Raw genomic sequence first — 25,115 nt, 5'->3', positions numbered from 1 at the left:
CAAGGAGCAAACAATGAACGTCGAGGACTTCAAGCAACTGCTGGACGAGCGCAAGCGCAGCCATCCGATCTGGTTCGAACTGCCGTCGGACCGCCTTGCCAGCCAAACCCAAATCCTGGAGGCGCAGCAGGCCTTGGGGCTGCAACTGCCAGCCGACTACACCTGGTTCCTCAAGGAGTGCGGCGGCGGCTACTTTGCCCTGGCCATGCTCTACTCACTGGACAGCAGCAGTGATTTCCACCTGGTGCAGATCAACCGGGCGCACCAGGCCATCACCGGCCGTCACCTGCTGTTTTCAGAGAACGGTTGCGGTGACTTCTACGGGTTCAGGATCGAGAGCCGGCACTGCCTGGCGCCGGTCGAGTTTTTCGACCACAGCTGCGGGCAATGGCAAACCAGCCGATACAACGGGCTCTTGAGCTTCCTCGCCGAAGTGGCTCTGAGCAACTGAATCCCCCGCCTCAGAGCTTCAAGTGCTGGGCATACCAGGGCCGGCGCGGCGCCCGCTTGAGCAGGTCCGGCACCTCTTCGTCGCGGCTCAGGGCGATGCGCAAGGCCAGCTTCATGACCTCCTGATCCATCTCCAGGGACATTTCTCCCGGGGCATTGCCCAGGGGGCCGCAGCCATGGGTCGAGGCCCCCAGCCACGGGTCGTCGATCTCGACCCAACGCCCGGGGGCGAACCAGGGCACGCCATTGACCTCGCGGCGCAATACTTCGCCGGGGTGGTAGCGCTCGTGGGCCCGGAACCAGTCGTCGATCCGGTCATCGATCCAGCCATGGAATTTCCAGAACATGGGGTGCACGTGGGACGAGAAGGGATCGCCGAGAAAGTCATTCTGCGGCTGGTACCAGCGCCCGGCGAAGTCCGAGGACAGGCGCGCTTCCATCACCGGCATGCCGTTGGAAGGATCGCGGGCGACATCCGCCCAGCGCATGTGCAGCCAGTCGTGCAGGCCCAGCTCGACCTCGGACCCGAACTGGCCCAGGGTCAGGCGGCTGAGGTACTCGGGGTCCTGGTACTGCGACTCCCAGACCTGGAAATTGCCATAGAACGCCGCATCGCTTTTCAGCCCGTGCAGCCATTGGGTGAACTCTTCATCGTCGTCGGCCACCCAGGCCGGCGGCACCGAACAGCCGTCGTGGTTTTCGTAATAGCGGATAAAGGCCTGCCGGTCCTGCTCAAGGCGGGCACAGGGCAGCGGCAACTGCTGCCAGGACACCAGGTCCGGCTGCAACGAGCGGGCGTGCAGGAGCATGTGCCGGTGCATGAACAGAAAATCGATGCCCGAGGCATTGCGGTGCTTGCGCCGCCCACGGGCGTCACGTTCATGCTTGACCGGGCCCGGCTGCCAGCCGAGCCCCCGCAGGCTGTTGCGCTTGTCCTTGGGCAGGGTGTGCCAACGGTCCCGCGAAGCGTGCCAGAGCTGATGGAACAGGCGGTGCTGCGGCGAGACCAGCCACGCCAGCAAGGCGGGGCTCAGCCCGCTCTGGTCCCGGGCGGCAGGAAAGACTCGCTTGCGCGCCACAAAACGCGCCGCGGATACCGGCGCCAGTGGCGACGCCTGCAGCGACTGCAGGCTGCCACTGAGGGTGCCGCTGCCGGCATTGCCCCAACTGGCCCAGACCTCATCGAGCACCACCTGGCATTCATGGCTGGGGGCACCGGCGATGCGGCCACCGGCAAACAAGCGCCAGCGCAACCTGGCGGCGTCCACCGACGCCAGGTCGCCCTGCACCATGAACTCCACCGGGCCGTCGCCTCGCAGGCTCTGCGCACGCCCCAGGAGGCCACGCAAGCCGCGCCCGGTGGGGCCGGCATCCAGTAACAACTCACAACCTTTACGAGGCAGGGATTGCGGTCCGTTGGCGTCGAGAAACTCGATATCCCAGATGCCCCGCAGGTGATCGGCAAGGCGCACGCCAGGGTCCAGGGCCACCTCCAGCTTGGCTTCCCCGGGGGTGATCTCCTGCTCTTCCTTGCGGCGAACATCCTGACGCAGCAACTCCTTCTGGGTGTAGAACGCCACAGGGATAGCCGCTCCTGTTACCGCCAGACCGGTCAAAAATCCTCTTCTCGAAAACCTCATCGCTCTACCTTTATCCAGTGGCGCGTCACGCATCTAGCTAGAACGTTGGATTTGCAGGGAAATTTACCGGCCAGCGATTGCCGCGACGCTAAATTTGCTCTCGGCCAGCTCGTTTATCGCGGATAGATGTGCACAAAAGGTCGGACCCGGCAGCACTGAACCCCAGGGCCCGACCCCGTCATCAGCCCGCCTGCGACTGGGATAGCAATGATCAAAATATCTGGTAAGAAAACCCTCTATCTGAGCCTGCTGATACTTATCATCGCCGCCCTCGGCGTCGGTGCCGGCGCGGCCTGGCACTACTACTGGAAGGATCGGGTGTCCTACCCCAACGAAATCGTCAAGCACGCCAACGACCTGCAAGAACGCATCATCTCCTTCGACAGCCACATCACCGTGCCCCTGGATTTCGGCACCGAAGGCAGCGAAGCGGACAAGGACACCTCTCGCCAGTTCGACCTGGTCAAGGCCGGTCGCGGCCGCATGTCCGGCGCCGCCCTGAGCATCCTGGCCTGGCCGGAGATGTGGAACGGCGCCAACGCGCCGCACCGCCCCACCGCCGGCTTCGTCGAGGAAGCCCGCCACCAGCGCGAGACCCGCTACCGGATCATCCAGGGCATGGTGCGTGACTTCCCCAACCAGGCCGCCATCGCCTACACCCCCGCCGACCTGCGCCGCATTGCCTCCGAAGGCAAGGTGGCGGTGGTGATCAGCCTGCTCAATGCCTACGCCATGGGCGACGACCTGGACCAGCTGGACCAGTGGGCCGCACGGGGCATGCGCCTGTTCGGCTTCAGCTATGTGGGTAACAACGACTGGGCCGACTCGTCGCGCCCGCTGCCCTTCTTCAATGACACCCGGGACGCCCTCGGCGGCCTCTCGCCCGTCGGCAAGCAGGCGGTGCAGCGGCTCAATGACCTGGGGGTGGTGATCGACGTCTCGCAGATGTCGAGCAAGGCCCTGGACGACGTTGCGAGCCTGACCCGGGCACCGGTGGTGGCTTCCCACTCCGCCCCCAGGGCGCTGGTGGATATCCCGCGCAACCTCAGCGACCAGGAAATGCAACAGATCAAGGCCACCGGCGGGGTGATCCAGGTCGTGGGCTTCTCCACCTACCTGCGCCCCCTCAGCCAGCCGACCCTGGACAAGCTCAATGCCTTGCGCAAGCGCTTCGACCTCGGGCCACTGCAAGGCCTGGAGAACGCACTGATGCCCGGCGACGCCGTGATCACCATCTGGCCGGAACAGCGCTTTGGCGAATACGCCAGCTCCCTGTACGGCATCCTCGATGAGGAACCCAAGGCCAGCCTCAAGGACTATGTCGACGCCATCGATTACACGGTGAAGAAAGTCGGCATCGACCACGTCGGCATCAGCTCGGACTTCAACGAGGGCGGTGGCGTCAATGGCTGGATGAGCGTGGCGGACAACCGCAACGTCACCGCCGAGCTGATCCAGCGTGGCTACAGCGATATCGAGATCGCCAAGCTCTGGGGCGAGAACTATCTGCGCGTCTGGGAACAGGTGCAGAAACTGGCCAAGCCTGCAAAACCCGCCCCTCAACCCGCCATCGCCGGCTAACCCATGACCACGAGCCTTCCTGTGACCAACCGTCGGACATTCCTCAAACAAGCAGGCCTGTTGGCCGCCGCCCTGCCCCTGGGCAACCTCGCCATCAGCCAGGCCCGGGCCGACAGTGCCACCGCCAGTGCTTCGCAGTGGACCCAATTGCGCCAGTTGTTCGACCTCGACCCGGACTACGTGCACCTGGCCAATTTCCTCATCACCTCGCACCCGAGGCCGGTGCGCGAGGCCATCGAAAAATACCGCGCAGTGCTCGACCGCAACCCGGCCATGGCCATGGACTACGACACCCAGTACACCTGGAAGCGCGAGGCCCAGGTGCGCGAAAGTGTCGGCCGCTACCTGCAGATCAAGCCCGGCCAGGTGGCCCTGACCGGCAGCACCACCGAAGGCCTGGCCCTGATGTATGGCGGCATCCACGTGCGCCCCGGACAGGAGATCCTGACCACGGTTCACGAGCACTACTCGACCCGCAACGCGCTGAAGTACCGCACCCAGCGCGACGGCACCCAGGTGCGCACCATCGAACTGTTCAAGTCGCCCCACCGGATGTCCACCGACGAAGTGCTGGGCAACATCGACCGCAACATCCGCGCCAACACCCGCGTACTGGGCATGACCTGGGTGCAGTCGGGCAGCGGCGTGAAACTGCCGATCGGCGAGATCGGCAAGCTGGTGGACCAGCACAACCGCAATCGCGATGAGCACGAGCGGATTCTCTACTGCGTCGATGGTGTGCACGGGCTGGGGGTGGAGGACATCACCTTTGCCGACCTGAACTGCGACTTCTTCGTCGCCGGCACCCACAAATGGATGTTCGGCCCCAGGGGTACCGGGATCTTCTGCTCGCGCTCGGAACAACTCGAACACCTGACGCCGATGGTGGCGACCTTCTCCGAAAACCAGAACTTCGCCACCACCATGACCCCCGGCGGCTACCACAGCTTCGAGCACCGCTGGGCCGTGGACCAGGCCTTCGACCTGCACATGCAGCTGGGCAAGGCCAACGTCCAGTCGCGCATCCACGAACTCAACAGCTACCTCAAGCAGCGCCTGCAGGAACACCCGGGCATCGAACTGGTCACGCCCCTGAGCCCCGAGCATTCCGCCGGCTTCACCTTCTTCCGCGGCCAGAACCTGGACACCGACGCCACCGCCGCCTGGCTGATCGAGAACCGCATCCTGGTGGACGCGGTGGACCGCGATGCCGGGCCGGTAGTGCGCATGGCCCCCGGCCTGCTCAACAGCGAGGCGGATATCGACCGGACCATGGACCTGCTGGGCAAGCGCCTGCGCAGCAGCAAGACCGCCTGAGCCGTTGCCACGCCCCCTGAACTCACATTGCACAAGGCTATTGACTGATGAAACCCATCGCCTATTCCTCCTTGGCCGCCCTGGCCGGTTGCCTGATCAGCCTCAACGCACACGCGGTAGAACCGCCCAAGCCCGGCAGCGTGTTCAAGGACTGCAAGAACTGCCCGGAAATGGTGGTCCTGCCGGCCGGCAGCTTTGTCATGGGTACCCCGGAAGACGAAGTGGGCCGCGAGCCCGATGAAGGCCCGCAGCACAGCGTGACCTTCAAGAACGCCTTAGCCATGAGCCGCTTCCATGTCACTGCCGCCGAGCTTGATGCCTACATCCGCGAAACCGGTACCGTGATCAAGGACGGCGACGACCGCCCCGGCCGCCTGTGCCAGGCCAGCAAACCACGCTATGAACAGGGGCCGCGCCAGCCGGCGGTCTGCGTCGACTACGCCGACGTGCAGGCCTATACCCAGTGGCTGTCGAAGAAAACCGGCAAGCACTACCGGATGGTCAGCGAGGCGGAACGCGAATACGCCGCACGCGCCGGCAGCACCGGTTCCTTTCCCTTCCCTTTCGACGAGGAAGGCCAGTACCAGATCACCAAGCACGCCAACACCTACGGCCCCAAGGACGGCTTCAGCTTCACCGCCCCGGTGGGCAGCTATCCGCCCAATGCCTTCGGCATGTATGACATGCACGGCAACGTCTATGAATGGGTCGCCGACTGCTGGCACCCCGACTACGTGGGCGCACCTGCCGATGGCCGGGCCTGGATGGAAGAGTCGGAAGGGGTGTGCCTGGATGCCCAGATTCGCGGCAACGACTGGGGCGAGGCACCGGTATTCTCGCGTTCGGGCAACCGCAACAGCCGCAAGCGCGAAGTGCGCGGGGACTGGCTGAGCTTCCGGGTCGTGCGTGAGCTGGAACAGCCCGGCGCCAGCCACAAGTAGACACCCCGATGAACAGCGGCCCGGGGCAACAACCGCACCGGGCCACTGGCAGTATCAGGCGACGTCCCGGGCCTTGCCGGCCTGAGCCTGGCGAAGGTTCTCCAGCATCAGCCACAGGCCCTGGCGCAAGGCCGGGAACAGGCTGTTGTTGAAGTTGTTCCAGCGCAGTTCGAGGATGGTGTCCTCGGGGCCGATTTCGGTGTTGAGCACGTCATGCAGCACCTCGCCGGAGTCGATACCGTTGTCCACGTAGTGGAACGAGGCACCGGTCAGGTATAGCGGCGCGGTCGGCTCGGTTTCCTTCGTCGCCCAATCCACTACTTTCTGCCCACGGGCGCCGTACAGGGCATTCCAGGTGGCATAGGCCCCGCGACGCTCATAGGGCGATTCGATGCGGGTGATGCCCGGGTGGATGTTCATGATCCGCCGGGCGAAAGGCGCTCCCGGGCGCACCAGTTCATCGAGGATCACCAGCAGGCCGTCGAGCACCACGATATCGGCTTTGAGCTCCACCAGGGTGTCGTGCAGGCGGCGTTCGAAATCCTGCTTGCCGGCGATGTGTTCGGCACTGCCGCGGGGATGGCGACGATAGGTGGACGGCACACTCAGCAGCAAGTCGTTGACCCGCTTGCCCTGCACTTCCAGGTCCGCCGGGTACAACCACTGGCGGCCCGGCTGGTAGGCAAAGCCGTAGTCGCTGACCAACTGCTGGTCCCGTGGCGACTGCTCGTCATCGTCGTAGACCACGCCCACCAGTTCGTAGGCCTCGCCCAGGGGCGTCTGGTTCAGCGTCTGGACCAGAAATTCCAGCACCGATTTCATGTAGCGCTCGTGGTCCTTGTAAGCCACCGCCTGCCCGGCCTTGTCGGCGGCGGCATTTCGCAGGGACCAGACATACACCAGATTCTTCTTTGTCATTTGCTCGCTCTCGCTCAATGGTTCAGGCACTGCGTCGATACACGTGCGCCCACAGAACAAGAACGAACCACAGGCAGGGCAATTTATCCGCAGTGCCCGCCGGGCTGGCATGCCGAGCTAAATACTGGCGTCGGCGCTTCGTTTGTCAGGGGTAAGGGTCTGCGTGCTACGACCCTCTATCCACTCTCTGGGAAGTACTTATGACCGACCCCAAGCGCGGCGCCTTCAACGGTCTGCTCGCATTGCTCAGGCCCTTTCGCACCATCGTGGTGATCTCCGTTGCCCTGGGCATGGCCGGCGGCCTGGCCATCACCCTGTTGCTGGCCACCATCAACAACGCCCTGCACTCGGCGACCGGCATGACCCAAGGCGTGGTCCTGACCTTCGCCGCCCTGTGCGTGCTGGCCCTGGTCAGTTCCATCGTCTCGGACATCGGCACCAACTATGTGGGACAACGGATCATTGCCGCCCTGCGCAAGGACCTGGGTGAAAAAGTACTCTCGGCGCCCATCACCCAGATCGAGCGCTATCGCTCCCACCGCCTGATCCCGGTACTGACCCACGACGTCGACACCATCAGCGACTTCTCTTTCGCCTTCACTCCCCTGGCCATCGCCACCACCGTCACCCTGGGTTGCCTGGGCTACCTGGCGTACCTCTCGGTGCCGATGTTCCTGATGATGGTGGTGGCCATCATCATCGGCACCAGTGTGCAGCTGGTGGCCGGCGGCAAGGGCATCAAGGGCTTCGATGAGGCTCGCGACCATGAGGACGAGCTGCAGCGCTACTACAACGCGATCGCCTCCGGTGCCAAGGAACTGCGCATTCACCGGCCCCGGCGCTTTCGCATGAATACCCAGCGCATCCAGAAAACCGCGGATCGCATCAGCGATATCCAGGTGCGCTCGGTAAACATCTACATCCTGGCCAAGAGCTTCGGCTCGATGCTGTTCTTCGTGGTCATCGGCCTGGCCCTGGCCATGCAGGCCTACTACCCGAACCCGGACCCTGCGGTGATCACCGGTTTCGTGCTGGTGCTGCTGTACATGAAGGGCCCGCTGGAACACGTGGTCGGCTACCTGCCCATCGTCGGCAAGGCCAAGATCGCCTTCGCCCGGATCAGCGAACTGTCCGAACGCTTCTCTTCTCCCGAGCCGCACCTGCTGATGGACGACAGCGAAGCGCCGCAAGCGGTGGTGCACAGCCTGGAACTGCGCGAGGTGCGCTACAGCCCGCCGCCGGTGGAAGGCAGCGAACCGTTCCACCTGGGCCCGATCAACCTGAACATCAAGCAGGGCGACATCGTCTTCATCGTCGGCGAGAACGGCTGCGGCAAGACCACCCTGATCAAGCTGTTGCTGGGCCTGTACCAGCCCCAGTCCGGGGAGATCCGTCTCAATGGCGAAGCGGTGACCGACCGGGCCCGGGATGACTACCGGCAGCTGTTCACCACGGTATTTGCCGACTACTACCTGTTCGACGACCTGGTCCAGGGCAATGCCGGCAAGTCGCTGGACGTCGCCACCCAGTACCTGAACCGCCTGGAAATCGCCCACAAGGTCAGCGTCAAGGATGGCGCCTTCACCACCACCGACCTGTCCACCGGCCAGCGCAAGCGCTTGGCCCTGGTCAATGCCTGGCTGGAAGAGCGCCCGGTGCTGGTGTTCGACGAATGGGCCGCCGACCAGGACCCGGCCTTCCGGCGGATTTTCTACACCGAGCTGCTGCCCGATCTCAAGCGCCTGGGCAAGACCATCATCGTGATCAGCCACGACGATCGCTACTTCGACATTGCCGACCAGTTGGTGCGCATGAAGGCCGGACGAGTCCTGACTGAACTGCAACCGGCGTGATTGTTTCCGGTTTATGGCAGCTGATGCGTCATACAGACAGAACTGAGAATTAATACCATTAACAGTCACTACATCTGCCGGATCTATAAGAGCATATGAGCATGCCCGCACAACACCGACTGACCCCTTTGACGAAAGCGCTGCTTCGCCAGGCCTTCTCGCCAAAACTGGCTTCCCGCACCCTGGGCCTGGCCCTGACCCTGACCCTGCCACTGATGGCTCAGGTCCAGGCCCAGGAAATCCATTTCAACATCGTCTCGCAGTCCATGTCTGCGGCCCTGCAGGAGTTCGGGCGCCAGGCCAATATGCAGGTGCTCTACAACCCTGACGATGTGCAAGGCAAGCGCAGCAACGCCCTCAGCGGCAGCTATTCGCCGGAGCGGGCCATCGCGGCCATGCTCAATGGCACGGGGGTGGCCTACACCCTCAAGGACAACTCGGTCACTATCCGCAACCATGGTGGCAACGGCTCGCTGGAACTGGGGACCAGCACCATCAGCGGCCAGGGCCTGGGCACCACCACCGAGGACACAGGTTCCTACACCACCGGGGCCATGCAGACCGCCAGCAAGCTGTCGCTGACGGCCCGGGAAACCCCGCAGTCGGTCACGGTCATCACCCGCCAGCGCATGGATGACCAGAACATGAGGTCCCTGGAGGATGTGCTCAAGGCCACCCCCGGCATTTCCATCACCAAGGACGGTCCGCAGCGGCCGACCTTCTACTCCCGTGGTTTTGCCGTCGAAAACCTGATGACCGACGGCTTGCCCAACGATTTGACCCACTACCTGAGCCGGGACATGAACTCCTCGGCTGACATGGCGATCTTCGACCATGTGGAAGTGGTGCGTGGCGCCACCGGGATGATGCAGGGCGCAGGTAACCCGTCGGCAGCGATCAACATGGTGCGCAAGCGCCCCACCGCCACACCGCGGGTCACCGTCACCGGCAGCGCCGGCAGCTGGGACGACTACCGCACCGAGATCGACGCCTCCAACGCCCTCAACGAAAGCGGCACCCTGCGCGGCCGGGTGGTCGCCGCCTATCAGAGCAAGGGCAGCTTCCAGGACTTCGTCAGCAGTGAACGCAACGTGTTCTACGGCATCACCGAGGCCGACCTGAACGAAGACACCACCTTCACTTTTGGCGTCTCCAACCAGAGCGGCAGAAACAACACTTCCTGGGGTGGCCTGCCGGTTGCAGCCGACGGCAGCGACCTGCACCTCAAGCGCTCGACCTACCTGGGCAGCAAGTGGGAGTACTGGGATCAGAACAACACCACGGCGTTCAGCCGCCTGGAGTATCGCTTCGCCAACAGCTGGAAAATGCTCCTGTCCGCCAGCAAGAGCTGGTCGGACCTGAACATGCTCGGCTCCATTCCGGAACGCATGGGCGCCAACTACGATGAGTTCGGCCAGAACATCGGTCGCTACGACTACGAAGACCAGCAAAACAGCTACGACGGTTACGTCACCGGTCCCTTCTCCCTGTTCGGGCGTACCCATGAACTGGTGCTGGGCGCCAGCCGGCGCGACTTGACGTTCAAGGGCAAGGGCTTGCCCATCGACCTTGAGACCCACACCAACATCTACAAACCCAGCGGCATTCCCAAGCCGGACATGAGTGCCAACCCCTGGACACAACGCCGTACCAGCCAGCTGGAAGGCACCTACGTCACCACTCGGCTGAGCATCACCGATGACCTGAAGCTGATCCTGGGCGGCCGCCTGGACTGGTACGACTATGACGTGACCACCACCTGGAACGGCAAGGCCTCCGCCTCCAGCCTGCCGAACAAAGTGACACGCCACCTGACCCGCTATGCCGGGGCCATCTATGACCTGGACCAGAACCACTCGGTCTATGTCAGCTACACCGATATCTTCAAGCCACAGACCGAACTCGACACCTCCAACGGCGCGCTCAAGCCCATCGAAGGCAAGAACTACGAACTGGGCATCAAGGGCGAGTACTTCGACGGCAAACTCAATGCCAGTGCGGCGATCTTCCGCATCGACCAGGAAAACCGTGCCAAGGTACTCAACCCCAACCAGTGCAACCCGGTGGGAAGCACCTGCTACGAAGCCGCGGGCCAGGTGCGCAGCGAAGGTATCGAACTGGAAATCAACGGCACCCTGGCCCCGGGCTGGGAACTGGGGGCGGGCTACACCTATGCCTCGGTCAAGTACACCAAGGACTCCAATGAAGCCAACGTCGGCCGCCTGTTCGACACCGACATCCCGCGCAGCGTGTTCAAGGCCTTCACCACCTACCAACTGCCCGGCGACCTGAACCGCTGGACCATCGGGGGCGGGATCTATGGCCAGAACACCATCTACAACAAGGGCACCAACGACTACCTGAGCACCTTCGACTACCGCATCGAACAGAAGTCCTACGCCCTGGTGGACCTGATGACCAGCTACAAGGCCTCGGAAAATGTGAACATTCGCCTCAACGTCAACAACCTCTTCGACAAGCGCTACTACCAGAGCATCGGCACCAACACCGACTACGGCACCAGCCTCTACGGCGACCCTCGCAACGCCATGGTCACGGTCAGCTGGTCTCTGTGAATCACGTCCTCCCCCTGTAGGAGCCGGCTTGCCGGCGAAGGCGCCCTTGAGACTCGTGCGCATTCGCTGGCAAGCCAGATCCTGCAACGCGATGAATTCCCCTCCCCTCCCACATCCCCTTCCGTAGGAGCCGGCTTGCCGATGAAGGCGCCCGCAAGTCATGCAGCGCCCCGGGTGACGTCTTCGCTGGCAAGCCAGCTCCTACAGCAGTCAGATACACGGTGCAGATCCCCGCAGGAGCCGGCTTGCCGGCGAAGAGGCCCGCAAGTCATGCAGCGCCCCGGGTGACGCCTACGCTGGCAAGCCAGCTCCTACAACAGTCGGATGCACGGTGCAGATCCCCGTAGGAGCCGGCTTGCCGGCGAAGAGGCCCGCAAGTCATGCAGCGCCCCGGGTGACGCCTACGCTGGCAAGCCAGCTCCTACAGCAGTCAGATGCACGGTGCAGATCCCCGTAGGAGCCGGCTTGCCGGCGAAGGCGCCCTTAAGACCTGCGCACGTTCGCTGGCAAGCCAGCTCCTACAGAGCGAGGGCGAGCCGTTGATTTGCTTATGACGAAAACGACAAAGGCCTGGACCGTTGCCGGTCCAGGCCTTTGTCGGTGTCTCAGTTCAAGCAGGTCAGCAACTGCTCTGTGAAGCTCTCCAGCAAGGCTCGGCTGTCCACCATGGCTTCATGGCGGGCTTCGATATGATATGAAGCGGCTATCTCACCACCCTGCACCTCACGACCCATGGCCTGCTCCATGATCTGGATCCGCTCCGGGGTGTAGTCACTGGACCACCATAGCCGCGGCGCAACCCGCAGGGGGCGATAGGCATAGGCCGCAGACAAGGCGCTCAAGTCATTGAACACCGCGCTGACTAGCGAGGCGTCGAACTCGGCCTTGAACAGCCCCACCACCCGATCCAGCTCGCCGGGAGCCAGGGGGATATTGCCAGCCACCCAGCCATGGATGCTCTGCCAATCGAGCTCGGCTTCGCGCCTCAAGCGGCTCTCGATCATCCCTGCACTGCCCGGGAACTGCTGGCAGAGCTTGTCGATGATCGCCTGCCACTCGGACTCGGCCGTCACAGTGACTGGCATCTCCTGCGTCTGGATCTGATCGTCCCCGGCGCCCTGAGGCGGTGTCGGGTCGAGCAGGCCGAGGAAACGCACCGTCTCTCCCGCCGCCTCCAGTTCGCTGGCCACGTCCATGGCAATGGACCCGCCCAGGGACCAGCCCGCCAGATAGTAGGGACCGCTCGGCTGTACCTGACGGATGCTGGCGACATAGCGCTCAATCATGGCCTGCCATGAAACCTCGCTCCAGTCGGCTTGCAGGTAGGCCTGGTGCAGCACGCCATACACCGCGCAACGGTCGCGCAACTGCGCCGCCAACGGCAGGTAGCCATACACGCTGCCCCCCGCCGGGTGGAAGCAGAACAGCGGCTGGCCGGAGCCGCCCAGGGCGATGACATTCTGTGCACTGTCGGGCTGACCGGCTGCGATCACACCAGCCAGTTGCCCCACGGTCGGCGCCGTGAACAGCGCATTGATGCTCAGTTGCACAGCCAGTGCCTGGTTGATGGCGCCGATCAGGCGCAAAGCATCCAGGGAGTGCCCACCCAACTCGAAGAAGTTGTCGTCCAGGCCCACCTGATCGACGCCCAGCACCTGGCTCCAGAGGGCGGCGACCTGCTGTTCCAGCTCGCTCTGTGGAGCGATGTAGGCCTGCTGCAACAGGCTGGCCTCGGCCTTGGGCAGGGCCTTGCGGTCCAGCTTGCCATTGGGGCTCAACGGCAGCGCTTCGAGGAACAGCAGGTGCGCCGGCAGCATGTAGTCCGGCAGCACCTCCTTGAGGGCCGCTTTCAATTGCTCGCGCAGTTGCGCCTGGGCCTGCGGCGTATCGGCCGCCACCTGCGCGGCTGGCACTACATAAGCCACCAGTTGTGGCCCGCTCGCGCCGTCCTGGGCCAGTACAAGCGCCTCGCGTACTGGCGTCAGCTCCAGCAGCCGCGCTTCGATCTCGCCCATTTCGATACGGAAACCGCGGATCTTCACCTGGTGGTCGATGCGCCCGGCGTATTCGATCACGCCTTCGGCGTCATAGCGGGCCAGATCGCCGGAGCGATACAGGCGCCCACCATCGCTGCTGAACGGATCGGGAATGAAACGCTCGGCAGTCAGGCCTGGGCGGTCGTGGTAACCCCGGGCCAGCAGGTCGCCACCGATCATCAGCTCGCCAATCACACCGTTGAGCGGCAGGTTGCCGCTGCTGTCCAGCAGGTAGATGGAACGGCCCGGCAGGGCCTTGCCCAGTGGAATCACCGCCGGCAGCGGCTCGGTCCCCTTCAGGTAGGCACCGCAGTCATGGGCCGTGGCACTCACGGTGGCCTCGGTAGGCCCGTAGGTGTTGAGCAGGCAGGCGTGTTTCAGGCCGGCCTGCTTCCAGGCGGCCACGCCTTCCGCCGGCATGGCCTCGCCCCCCAGGTTGAGCTGACGCAGGCGGCCAAAGTCCCGCGGCCCCTTGGCGGCGAAGTCCTTGCCCAGCATGAACCAGTAGGCGGTGCTCAAGTCGACGATACTGATTCCTTGCTCGATCAGCTCGCGGTAGAAGGTTTCGCTGTCCCACAGCGCCTTGCCGCGGATCACCACCGAAGCACCACGGATCAGCGCCGGGTACAGCTGTTCGACAAAGGCATCGAAGTTGAAGGTGGAGAACTGCAAGCCACGGTCCGCAGCCGTCATGTTGAAATGGCTGGCGGTGGCCCGTGCGTGCTGGCTCAGGGCGTTGTGGGTAATACCTACGCCCTTGGGCCGGCCGGTGGAGCCGGAGGTGTACATCACATAGGCCAGGTTTTCCGCGCTGCTGCGCTCAGGCGGGTTGCCCTGCGCCATACCGGCCAGCCAGACGGGAGCCTGGTCCAGGCACAGGTACGGCACCGCGAGGCCATCCTGCAAACGCTCCAGCAGCGGCGACTGGGTCAGCAGCAACTGGATGCCGCTGTCCTGCATCATGTAGTGCAGGCGCTCCTGGGGGTACTCGGGGTCCAGCGGCACGTAGGCGCCACCGGCCTTGAGCACCGCCAGCAGGCCGACAATCATGTCCAGCCCGCGCTCCACGGCAATGCCCACCCGCACATCCGGGCCTACACCCTGCTCGATCAGCTTATGGGCCAACTGGTTGGCCCGCTGGTTGAACTGGCCATAGCTCAGTTGCTGGCCGGCGCACAGCAGCGCCACGGCATCCGGAGTGCGCGCGGCCTGGGCTTCGATCAACTGGTGGATATTCAGGTCCCGGCCCACTTGCCCGGCCGCCCGGCGGGACTCCTGTTCAACGGCCGTCCGTTGCCCGTCGCTGAGCAGCGAAAGATCCCCCAGGCACTGCCCGGGGTTGCCGATCATGGCCAGCAGCAGCTGTTGCAGGCCCTCGGCCAACTGCTGGATCGCGGCGGCACTGAAGTGCTGGCACGAATAGCTGTAGTCGAACGACAGGCGCTCAGCGACGAACACCGACAGGGTCAGCGGGTAGTTGGTCTGCTCATGATTGCCTACCGCGCCAAATTGCAGCTGTGCCGGCGAGCCTTTTTCCAGGGCTTCGGACACCGGGTAGTTCTCGAACACCAGGATGTTGTCGAACAGCGCCTCGCCCCCCAGACCGGCCCAACGCTGCACGTCGTACAGCGGCGTGTGTTCGAAGTCACGCAGGGCCAGGTTGCGTTCCTGCACTGCCTGCAACCAGTCGCTGACCGACAACTGCGGAAGTGGCGCGGCCACCACCGGCAAGGTGTTGATGAACAGGCCGATCTGCTGCTCCACGCCCTTGAGTTCCGCCGGCCGGCCAGACACGGTGGCGCCGAACACCACAGTGTCCTGCCCGGTGCAGCGTTGCAGCAGCAACAGCCAGGCGGCCTGCACCAGGGTGTTGACCGTGACCTTCTGCTGGCGGGCAAACTCGCCCAGGCTGCGGGTCTGGGCCTCGTCGAGGGTGCAGCCATGGCTGCCATGGCCCTCCTCCAGCGGCGCGCGTGCACCGGCAGCAATGGCCTGGGCCAGACGGGTCGGCTCATCCAGCCCCTGCAGTTGCTGTTTCCAGAAATGCTCACTGAGGGTTGCGTCCTGGCGTTGCAGCCAGGCGATGTAGTCGCGGTAGCGCCCGGTCAGGTGCTGCGGCAATTGACCGGCATAACGTTGCAGTACTTCACCGAGCAACTGCGAGTTGCTCCAGCCGTCCATCAGGATGTGGTGGTTGGTGTAGATCAGGTGGTAACGCTGCTCGCCAGTGCGCACCAGGGTCAGGCGCAGCAGGGGCGCAGCGGCCAGATCGAAGCCCCGTTGACGCTCGGTCGCCGCCAGGGTGTCCAGGGCTTGCGGGGTCTGCTGCGTCGAGCGCCAGTCGTGCTCGACACACTCCAGGCTGACCTGCTTGTACACCACCTGGATCGGCGCCGGCAGTTCGCCCTGCCAGAGGAAACCGCTGCGCAGGATGTCATGACGCTCGATGGTTGCCTGCCAGGCCTGGCGGAAGCGCTCGGGATCGAGCCCGTCCACATCCACTCGTAGCTGGTTGATGTAGTCGCCACCCTCCTCTTGATACAGGGTGTGGAACAGCATGCCTTGCTGCATCGGCGACAGCGGATAAAGGTCCTCGACCTGTGCCAGGGCCAGCGGCAAGCGGTCCAGCTGTTGCTGGCTCAGGCCGGCCAGCGGGAAGTCCGATGGCGTGGCGCCACGGTGCTCGGGCTGGCTGCAATGCTCGATCAGCGCCTTGAGTTCCCGGGCGTAGTCATCCGCCAGGTGCTCGATGGTGGCGGTATCGAACATCGCCCGGCTGAAGTTCCAGCCCAGGCTCAGCTCACCGCCATAGACCTGGCCATTGAGAGTCAACCAGTTGCCCAGGGGGGCGTGCAGGCTCTGGTCGTCGCCCTTGGCCTCACTGGCCGGGGCAAACCATGCCTGCTGGTCATCGAAACTGCCGTCGAACTGTCCCAGGTAGTTGAAGGTGATGCGTGGCACCGCCAGTGCGGCGAGGGCTGCCTGTGCTTGAGCATCCCCCAGGTAGCGCAAGGCACCGAAGCCGATGCCCTTGTTCGGCACCGCCCGCAGCTGTTCCTTGATGAACTTGATCGAGTCGGCCAGGGCCGGCTGCGGCGTCAGCTTCACCGGAAACACGCTGGTGAACCAGCCCACGGTGCGGCTCAGGTCGATGCTGTCGAACAGCTCTTCGCGGCCGTGGCCTTCCAGCTGCACCAGGGCGCTGCTGTCGCCGGTCCAGCGGGTGATGACCCGGGCCAGGGCGGTAAGCAGCAGATCGTTGATCTGGGTGCGATAGGCTGCCGGTGCGTCCTGCAACAGACGTTGGGTATCACCCTTGCTCAGCCGGGTTTCGACACTGCTCGCGTGCTGGTTCTGCAACCCGTCGTGGCCGTGGTCGCAAGGCAGGTTCGATTCGACACCCTGCAACTGTGCCTGCCAGTAACCCAGCTCCTGCTGCAGCGCCGCGCTGCTGGCATAGGCCTGCAACTGCCCGGCCCAGGCTTGGGTCGAGCTGGACTTGGCCGGCAGTGCCTGGCCGCCCAGCAAGGCTTGCAGATCCTCCAGGAGAATCCGCCAGGACACCCCATCCACCACCAGGTGATGAACGATCAGCAACAGGCGCTGGCTCTGGTCGGCCAGGGTGAACAGCACGGCCCGCAGCAACGGGCCCTCCTGCAGGTTGAGACTGCTCTGGGCCTGCTCGGCAAACTGCTGCAACGCCTGGGCGTCGGCGACATTGGCCTGCCACAGCAGTTGCACCGGCTCCTCGGCATCGGCAAAGGCTGCACGCCACGTGCCCTGATGTTCGGTAAAGCGCAGGCGCAAGGCATCGTGCTGCACCGTCAGGGCCTGCAATGCGCTTTCCAGGGGCTGGGCTTGCAGCGCCTGTAGCGGCTTGAGCAGCACCGACTGGTTCCAGTGATGCCGTTCCGGTACCGGGGTGTCGAAGAACCACTGCTGGATCGGCAGCAGCGGCATCTGCCCACGCACCGGGCCCTGGTCGATCTGCAAACCGCCCTCGCCCTGCTCCGCCACCGTGGCCAGCCCCTGCACCGTCTGGTGCTGGAACAGGTCCTTGGGGGTGAAGCGGATACCGGCCTGCCGGGCACGGCTGACCACCTGGATCGAGATGATCGAGTCGCCACCCAGTTCGAAGAAGTTGTCGGTGACGCCCACCTGCTCAAGCTTCAGCACATCGGCCCAGATCGCCGCGATCTGTTGTTCCAGCGGGTTCTGCGGCGCGACGTAGGTCTGCTGCATCAGCTGCGCATCGACTTTCGGCAGCGACTTGCGGTCCAGCTTGCCGTTCGGTGTCAGCGGCAGTGCTTCGAGGAACAGCAGGTAAGTCGGCACCATGTAGTCCGGCAGGCTCTCGCGCAGGCGCGCCTTGATGCTCTCGCGCAACTGCGCCTGGCGCTCGTTGCTCGACGCCACCTCGGCGTCCACCGGCACGATATAACCCACCAGCTGCTGGCCGCTCGGCCCTGGCTGGGCGATCACCGCCACTTCCAGTACCGGGTCCTGCTCCAGCAAGCGCGCTTCGATCTCGCCCAGCTCGATACGGAAGCCCCGCACCTTCACCTGATGGTCGACACGGCCCACATATTCCACCAGGCCGTCGGTGCGGTAGCGGGTCAGGTCGCCGCTGCGGTACAACCGGGCGCCGGTGGTGCTGTAGGGGTCGGGAATAAAGCGTTCCGCCGTCAGCCCCGGACGATCCAGGTAACCCCGAGCCACGCCCAGGCCGCCCAGGTACAGCTCACCCGCCACGCCAACCGGCAACAGGTTGAGGTTGGCATCGGCCACGTAGGCGCTGCGGTTGCCAACGATATTGCCGATAGGCGCGTAGGCCGCATCACAGGGATCACCGACACGGGCCTTCCAGATCAATGGCGTAACCACCGTCTCGGTCGGGCCGTAGCCGTTGAAGATGTACTTGGGCCGCAGCACTCGCCACGCCAGATCGTAACTGGCCTGCGGCACTGCATCGCCACCAAAGCAGTACACCCGCACCGCCGGCGGATTGCCATCGCGCTCCGCGTGCACCGCCAGTTGTTGCAGATACACCGGCGGGAACACACCGACGGTGACGCCATAGCGATGCATCTGTTCGTAGGTGAATTCCGGCGACCACAGGCTGTCATCACGGATCAGCACGCTGGCGCCGTAGATCAGCGGGTGCATCCAGCCTTCGTGGGAGCCGTCGAAGGCGAAGGACATGAAGTGCAACTCGCAATCCGCCGGGCTCATTTCATAGCGCTCGCCGGTGGCCAGGCTGTGCATGGCCAGCGGGCCGTGGGACACCGCCACGCCCTTGGGCAAGCCGGTGGAACCAGAGGTGTAGATCACATAGGCGAGGTTTTCCTCGGCCAGATCCACCTGCGGACTGGTCACAGGGTAAGCCGCAAAATCAGCCGCGCCTTCGACGCTGAGGGTCGGCAGCCCCTCAGGAATCGGCAAGCGATCCAGCAGATGGTTCTGGGTCAGCAGCAGCCACGCGCCGCTGTCTTGCATCATGTAGCGCAGGCGGTCCTGGGGGTACTCGATATCCAGCGGCACATAAACCCCACCAGCCTTGAGCACGGCCAGGAAGGCCACCATGATTTCCGCGCAACGCGGCATAGCAATCGCCACCCGCACTTCCGGGCCAACGCCCAGCTCGATCAACTTGTGCGCCAGCTGGTTGGCTTGAGTATCCAGCTCGCGATAGCTCAGGCGCTGCTCGGCGAAGAACACCGCTGGTGCATCCGGCGCCTTGGCCGCCTGATCGGCAAACAGCTGGTGAACAAAACGCTCGGTCGGATAGACCACATCGGTGTGGTCCCAATCCTGGCGGATACGGTGCTGCTCGTCCTGCGTCAGTAATGGCAACTCACCCAGGCCGGTTTGCGCATGCTCCATCAGGCTCAGCAACAGGCCCTGCAAGTGCCCGCCCAACTGCACCATTGAAGGTTCAGAGAAAGATTCACGGGCATAGATGAACTCGAACGACAGGCTCGCCCCCAGGTTGACCGCGACCGTCAGGGGGTAGTTGGTCTGCTCGTGGTTACCCACAGCGCCAAAGCGCAGTTGCGCCGGAGCACCTTTTTCCAGGGCTTCGGACACCGGGTAGTTCTCGAACACCAGGATGTTGTCGAACAGCGCATCCCCGCCCAGCCCGGCCCAGCGCTGCACTTCGTACAGCGGCGTGTACTCATAGTCGCGCAGCGCCAGGTTGCGGTTCTGCACTGCCTGCAACCACTGGCTCACGGTCATGTCCGGGCGTGGCGTAGCCACCACCGGCAAGGTGTTGATGAACAAGCCCACCTGCTGCTCTATGCCCTTGAGCTCCGCGGGACGCCCCGCCACCGTGGCGCCGAACACCACGCTTTCCTGCCCGGTGCAACGTTGCAGCAACAGCAGCCACGCCGCCTGCACCAGGGTATTGACCGTGACCTTCTGCTGCCGGGCAAATTCGCCAAGCCGTGCCGTCTGTGCCAGGTCCAGCTCGCGATGATGCTTGCCGTGGCCGGTGCCGGCCGCAATGTCCGCGACCCGGGACAGCGCCTGGGTCAGGCGGGTCGGTTCATCCAGCGTCTGCAGTTGTTCTTTCCAGAAGCTTTCACAGGCCTGGGCATCCTGGCGTTGCAGCCAGGCGATGTAGTCCCGGTAGCGGCCCGGAGCGTGGCTGGGCAACTGACCGGCATAACGTTGCAGCACTTCGCCGAGCAACTGCGAGTTGCTCCAGCCGTCCATCAGGATGTGATGGTTGGTGTAGATCAGGTGGTAGCGCTGCTCATCGATACGCACCAGGGTCAGGCGCAACAACGGCACGGCATCCAGCTCGAAGCTACGCTGGCGCTCGGCGGTGGCCAGGGTATCCAGGGCTTCCTGCTGCTGCGGCTGGCCGCGCCAGTCATGTTCGGTGCAGTCCAGGGCAATGTGCTTGTGCACCACTTGCAGCGGCGTCGACACCTCGCCCTGCCAGATAAAGCCGGTGCGCAGGATGTCATGCCGATCGATGGCCGCCTGCCAGGCCTGCTGGAAGCGCAGCGGATCAAGGCCATCCACGTCTACCCGCAGTTGGTTGATGTAATCGCCCGCGGCCTGCTCGTAGAGGGTATGAAACAGCATGCCCTGCTGCATCGGCGACAGGGGGTAGAGGTCTTCGACCGAGGCCATCGCCACCGGCAGGCGATCCAGTTGCTGCTGGTTCAGGCCCGCCAGTGGGAAGTCCGACGGGGTGGCGCCACGGTGCTCGGGCTGGCTGCAATGCGCCACCAGCGCCTTGAGCTCCTCGGTATAGTCGTCGGCCAGCCGCTGCACGGTGGCGGTATCGAACATCTGCTGGCTGAAGGTCCAGTTCAGGCTCAACTCGCCGCCATAGACCTGGCCATCCAGGCTCAGCCAGTTGCTCAGCGGGGCCAGTGGGCTCTGGTCGTCGCCCTTGGCTTCACCGCTGGGTTTGAACAGGGAATCCTGCTCGTCGAAACTGCCGTCGAACTGGCCCAGGTAGTTGAAGGTGATACGCGGCACGGCCAAGGCTGCCAGGGTCTGCTGCGCTTGCGCCTCGCCCAGGTAGCGCAAGGCACCAAAGCCGATGCCCTTGTTCGGTACCGCCCGCAGTTGTTCCTTGATGAACTTGATCGAATCGGCCAGGGACGCCTGGGGCGTGAGCTTCACCGGGAACATGCTGGTGAACCAGCCCACGGTGCGGGTCAGGTCGATGCTGTCGAACAGGTCTTCGCGGCCGTGGCCTTCCAGTTGCACCAGGGCACTGGCTTCGCCGGTCCAGCGGGTGATGACCCGGGCCAGGGCGGTGAGCAGCAGATCGTTGATCTGGGTGCGGTAGGCCGCCGGGGCATCCTGCAGCAGGCGCTGGGTACGGGCCTTGTCCAGGCGTGAACTCAGGCTGCTGGCGTGCTGGTTCTGCAACTCGGTCACCGGGCGATCCAGCGGCAGGTTCGACTCGACGCCCTGCAACTGGGCCTGCCAGTACTTGAGTTCTTCCTGCAGCGCCGCACCTTGGGCATAGGCCTGCATCTGCTCCGCCCAGGCCTGGGTCGAGCTGGTCTTGGCCGGCAATGCCAGAGTCTGGCCGGCGCTGAGTTGAGTGTGGGCCCGTTGCAGATCCTCCAGCAGGATCCGCCAGGACACCCCGTCCACCACCAGGTGGTGAATCACCAGCAACAGGCGCTGGCTGCCGTCCTCCAGGCTGAACAGCACAGCCCGCAGCAGCGGCCCGTCCTGCAGGTTCAGGCTGCGCTGCGCCTCGATCGCCGACTGTTCCATAGCCTGGGCGCCATCCACTGCGACCTGCCAGAGCAGCTCCGGCCGCTGGCCGGCATCGGCAAAACGCGCCGACCAGCCATCCGCCTCCTGACTGAACTGCAAGCGCAAGGCGTCATGCTGCACCCACAGTGCCTGCAAGGCGCTCTCTACCACCTCGGCGCGCAACGGCTGGGCCGGCTTGAGCAGCACTGACTGGTTCCAGTGATGGCGTTCGCTCATGGGCGACTCGAAGAACCACTGCTGCACCGGCAGCAGCGCAGTTGCGCCACCCACCGGGCCCTGGTCAATCTGCACCCCGCCCTCGCCCTGCTCGGCCACTGCCGCCAGCCCCTGTACCGTCTGGTACTGGAACAGATCCCGTGGGGTAAAGCGGATACCGGCCTGCCGCGCGCGGCTGACCACCTGGATCGAGATGATCGAATCACCGCCCAGTTCGAAGAAGTTGTCGGTGGCACCGACCTGCTCAAGCTTCAGCACATCGGCCCAGATCGCCGCGATCTGCTGCTCCAGTTCGCTCTGCGGCGCCACGTAGACCTGCTGCATCTGCTGGGCGTCGACCTTGGGCAGGGCCTTGCGATCGAGCTTGCCGTTGGGGGTCAGCGGCAACGCTTCGAGGAACAGCAGGTAGGCCGGCACCATGTAGTCCGGCACGTGTTCCTTGAGTGCCGTCTTGAGGCTTTCGCGCAGGGCGGCCTGGGCCTCGACGGTCGGGGTGGCCTCGCTCGGCACGATATAGGCCACCAGTTGCTGGCCGTTCTCGCCGTCATGGGCCAGGACGAAGGCTTCACGCACCGCCGCCTGCTGCACCAGCCGCGCTTCGATTTCACCCAGCTCGATACGGAAACCGCGGATCTTCACCTGATGGTCGATACGGCCGATGTACTCGATCACCCCATCGGCGCGGTAACGGGTCAGGTCGCCGGTGCGGTACAACCGGCCACCGTCGCTGGAGAACGGGTTGGGTACGAACTTCTCGGCGGTCAGCCCTGGGCGCGCCAGGTAGCCTCGGGTCACCCCGGCACCGGCCAGGTACAGCTCGCCGGCACTGCCCACCGGCACCGGTTGCAGGTCCGGGCTGAGGATGTAGCTCTGGGTATTGCTGATGGCCCGGCCGATATTGGCCTGGCCGCCGGCCTCGCGCCGGGTGTAGGTCGAGTAGGTGGTGTCTTCCGAAGGGCCGTACAGGTCGTAGACATGCACCAGCCAGGGCTGCTGGTAGAGGCTATCCACCAGCGCCTGTTTCAGCGGCTCACCCGCCAGGTTGATGATCCGCACGCTGGGCGGAATCTGCCCGCTGCGGTGCAGCGCGGCAATCGCCGAAGGCACGGTATTGATCAAGCGCACCCGATCACGGTCCACCAGCTCCGGCAGTTCCAGGGCGTTGCGGGCCAGGACGATGGAACCGCCGCTGGACAGGGTGACAAACAGCTCCCACACCGACAGGTCGAAGCAGATCGAGGTGGAAGCCAGCACTCCTTGCAGGTCTTCAGTGCTGTACACCCGGTTCGACCAGTCGATCAGTGCCAGCACGTTGCGATGGGCAATCGCCACGCCCTTGGGCAGGCCGGTGGAACCGGAGGTGTAGATCACATAGGCCAGGTTGTCCGGGGTCGCGCGTGGCGCCGGGTCGTCTGTCGAGTAGCCATCCAGCCAGCCCGGCTGGGCATCCAGTTGCAGGGTCTGCAGGGATTCCACGGACGGCAGCAGCGACAGCAAGGCGCTTTCGGTCAACAGGATCTGCGCCTGACTGTCGCGCAGCATGTGGGCCAGACGGTCCTGGGGATAATCCGGGTCCAGTGGCACATAGGCGCCACCGGCCTTGAGCACCGCCAGCAGCGCCACGACCATTTCCGGGGTGCGCTGCAAGGCCACGCCCACCCGCACTTCAGGCCCCACGCCCAGCTCGATCAGCTTGTGCGCCAGGCGGTTGGCCCGGGCATTGAGTTCCCGGTAGCTCAGGCGCTGGCCAGCGAACAACAGGGCCTCGGACTCCGGGGTTTTCAGTGCTTGTGCTTCCACCAACTGTTGCACGCAACCATCGCTGGGGAACTCACCGGTGGCCGGGGTCCACTCGTGCAGCAACTGGTGCTGCTCGGCAACGCCCAGCAGCGGCAGGTCCCCCAGGCGCTGGCGTGGCTGCTGGACAATGCCCTGCAGCAACTGCACCCAGGACTGGGCCAGACGCTCGATGGTGGAGGCCTCGAACAGGTCGGAGGCATAGGTCAGGGAGGCCCAGAGGCCATCCTCGGATTCGAAGGTATCCAGGGTCAGGTCGAACTGCGCGGCGCGCCCCTGCCAACTCAGGGTCTCGATGCTGAGGTCGTCCAGGCGCTGGCTCTGCCCGCCCTTCTTGACCGCGGTCTGGTGGTTGAACATTGCCTGGAACAGCGGGCTGTGGCTCAGGCTGCGCTCGGGGCGCAAGGCTTCCACCAACTGCTCGAAAGGCAAGTCCTGGTGGGACTGGGCCATCAGCGCGGTCTGCTTGACCTGCTGCAGGAAATCATTGAAGCCCAGTTGCCCGTCGACCTCGGCCTTGAACACCTGGGTATTGACGAAGAAGCCGATCAGGCGCTCGGTTTCCACCCGGTTGCGGTTGGCGGTCGGCACCCCGACGCGGATGTCCGCCTGGCCGCTGTAGCGGTGCAGCAGTACCTGGAACGAGGCCAGCAACAGCATGAACAGGGTCGCCCCTTCACGCTGGGCCAATTGCTTGAGGCCCAGGCGCAGCTCTTCCGGCAACGGGATATCCAGCAGCGCCCCCCGATAGCTCTGGATCGCCGGGCGCGGGTGGTCCAGCGGCAGCATCAGCAAGGGCTGCTCCCCGGCCAGTTGCTCCAGCCAGTAGCCCAGTTGCCGCTCACGCTCGCCGGCGTCCATCCACTGGCGCTGCCAGTTGGCATAGTCGGCGTATTGAATCGGCAGCTCCGGCAGGCTGACCGTGCGCCCCTGGCGGTAGCCGGCATAGAGCTGGATCAGCTCGTCGACCATCACCCCCATCGACCAGCCATCGGAAACGATGTGGTGCTGGGTCAGGACCAGCACATGCTCGTCTGCTGCCACCCGCAGCAATTTGGCCCGCAACAGCGGGCCATTGCGCAGATCGAAGGGCGGCTGGCTCTTGCTGTCGGTCAGGGCATGGACCTGGGCCTCATAGGACAGGCCGCCGGCGTGCAGTTCGATGACCTCGATGTCCAGCGGCGCCGGTGGGTGCACCACCTGCACCGCCGTGCCATCGTCTTCGGAAAAGGTAGTGCGCAGGGTTTCATGCCGGGCAATCAGGGTATCGAATGCATGGCGCAGCGCGTCGAGGTCCAGTTCTCCGGTCAAGCGCAGCGCCGTGGTGATGTGGTAGGCGGTGCTGTCGGGCTCCAGTTGCCAAAGGAACCACTGGCTTTCCTGGGTATAGGAGAGAACCGGCGCCTCGTCGGCGCCGCGGCTGCAGATAGGAGCGATACCAAAGAGGTTGATGCCCTTTTCTTTAAGCAAAATCGCCAGGGCTCTTCTTTCCTTGGAAGAAAGCGTGCCTACCGAGTCGATTAAAGCTTGCATG

At 64.3% G+C, this 25,115-nt stretch carries 9 protein-coding genes; 6 read left to right on the top strand and 3 right to left on the bottom strand.

The features are described 5' to 3' along the window. Positions 1-13: 13 nt before the first annotated feature. Complete coding sequence (locus M2395_RS00285; RefSeq protein ID WP_123430435.1) at positions 14-451, top strand: SMI1/KNR4 family protein; 438 nt, start codon at positions 14-16, stop codon at positions 449-451. Positions 452-461: 10 nt separating this feature from the next. On the opposite strand, the gene M2395_RS00280 is transcribed toward M2395_RS00285, so the two are convergent. Further along, the gene (locus tag M2395_RS00280) at positions 462-2,090 is read right to left on the bottom strand and encodes a twin-arginine translocation signal domain-containing protein (protein WP_123430434.1); all 1,629 of its coding nucleotides are present in this window, start codon (positions 2,088-2,090) and stop codon (positions 462-464) included. Between the two features lie 207 nt (positions 2,091-2,297). Between M2395_RS00280 and pvdM the strand changes: the two genes are divergently transcribed. The 3 genes from pvdM to M2395_RS00265 are packed head-to-tail and all read left to right on the top strand — an operon-like array spanning position 2,298 to position 5,929. Beyond that, the gene (gene pvdM, locus M2395_RS00275; RefSeq protein ID WP_123430433.1) at positions 2,298-3,671 is read left to right on the top strand and encodes a pyoverdine-tailoring dipeptidase-like protein PvdM; all 1,374 of its coding nucleotides are present in this window, start codon (positions 2,298-2,300) and stop codon (positions 3,669-3,671) included. Between the two features lie 21 nt (positions 3,672-3,692). Further along, a complete protein-coding gene (locus M2395_RS00270) occupies positions 3,693-4,988 on the top strand; it encodes an aminotransferase class V-fold PLP-dependent enzyme (RefSeq protein ID WP_041752428.1) in 1,296 nt (431 codons plus the stop codon). Positions 4,989-5,035: 47 nt separating this feature from the next. Then, complete coding sequence (locus M2395_RS00265; protein WP_123430432.1) at positions 5,036-5,929, top strand: formylglycine-generating enzyme family protein; 894 nt, start codon at positions 5,036-5,038, stop codon at positions 5,927-5,929. Positions 5,930-5,983: 54 nt separating this feature from the next. Here the strand turns inward: M2395_RS00265 and M2395_RS00260 are convergent, their stop codons facing one another. Beyond that, entirely contained in the window at positions 5,984-6,847 is an 864-nt protein-coding gene (locus M2395_RS00260) for a formyltransferase family protein (RefSeq protein ID WP_019094655.1), read from the bottom strand. 200 nt (positions 6,848-7,047) lie between these two features. On the opposite strand from M2395_RS00260, the gene M2395_RS00255 reads away from it, so the two are divergent. Together M2395_RS00255 and M2395_RS00250 are read left to right on the top strand one after the other, a co-directional pair. After that, a complete protein-coding gene (locus M2395_RS00255) occupies positions 7,048-8,700 on the top strand; it encodes a cyclic peptide export ABC transporter (RefSeq protein WP_015636422.1) in 1,653 nt (550 codons plus the stop codon). 95 nt (positions 8,701-8,795) lie between these two features. Further along, a complete protein-coding gene (locus tag M2395_RS00250; RefSeq protein WP_123430431.1) occupies positions 8,796-11,276 on the top strand; it encodes a TonB-dependent siderophore receptor in 2,481 nt (826 codons plus the stop codon). Between the two features lie 605 nt (positions 11,277-11,881). Here the strand turns inward: M2395_RS00250 and M2395_RS00245 are convergent. Continuing rightward, positions 11,882-25,114: a non-ribosomal peptide synthase/polyketide synthase gene (locus M2395_RS00245; RefSeq protein WP_123472545.1), complete on the bottom strand. Its 13,233-nt coding sequence runs from the start codon at positions 25,112-25,114 to the stop codon at positions 11,882-11,884. Between the last annotated feature and the right edge of the window lies 1 nt (position 25,115).

The sequence above is a fragment of the Pseudomonas sp. BIGb0176 genome (assembly GCF_024810175.1).
GTDB lineage: Bacteria > Pseudomonadota > Gammaproteobacteria > Pseudomonadales > Pseudomonadaceae > Aquipseudomonas > Aquipseudomonas protegens.
Note: the sequence above shows the minus strand (reverse complement) of the source record. Positions and strands in the feature narration are given on the sequence as shown.

What these genes read in the sequence shown, in the direction of transcription:
- M2395_RS00255 (WP_015636422.1), top strand. Translation starts at nt 7,048, where the DNA reads ATGACCGACCCCAAGCGCGGCGCCTTCAACGGTCTGCTCGCATTGCTC.
- M2395_RS00285 (WP_123430435.1), top strand. Translation starts at nt 14, where the DNA reads ATGAACGTCGAGGACTTCAAGCAACTGCTGGACGAGCGCAAGCGCAGC.
- M2395_RS00260 (WP_019094655.1), bottom strand. Translation starts at nt 6,847, where the DNA reads ATGACAAAGAAGAATCTGGTGTATGTCTGGTCCCTGCGAAATGCCGCC.
- pvdM (WP_123430433.1), top strand. Translation starts at nt 2,298, where the DNA reads ATGATCAAAATATCTGGTAAGAAAACCCTCTATCTGAGCCTGCTGATA.
- M2395_RS00280 (WP_123430434.1), bottom strand. Translation starts at nt 2,090, where the DNA reads ATGAGGTTTTCGAGAAGAGGATTTTTGACCGGTCTGGCGGTAACAGGA.
- M2395_RS00245 (WP_123472545.1), bottom strand. Translation starts at nt 25,114, where the DNA reads ATGCAAGCTTTAATCGACTCGGTAGGCACGCTTTCTTCCAAGGAAAGA.
- M2395_RS00265 (WP_123430432.1), top strand. Translation starts at nt 5,036, where the DNA reads ATGAAACCCATCGCCTATTCCTCCTTGGCCGCCCTGGCCGGTTGCCTG.
- M2395_RS00250 (WP_123430431.1), top strand. Translation starts at nt 8,796, where the DNA reads ATGAGCATGCCCGCACAACACCGACTGACCCCTTTGACGAAAGCGCTG.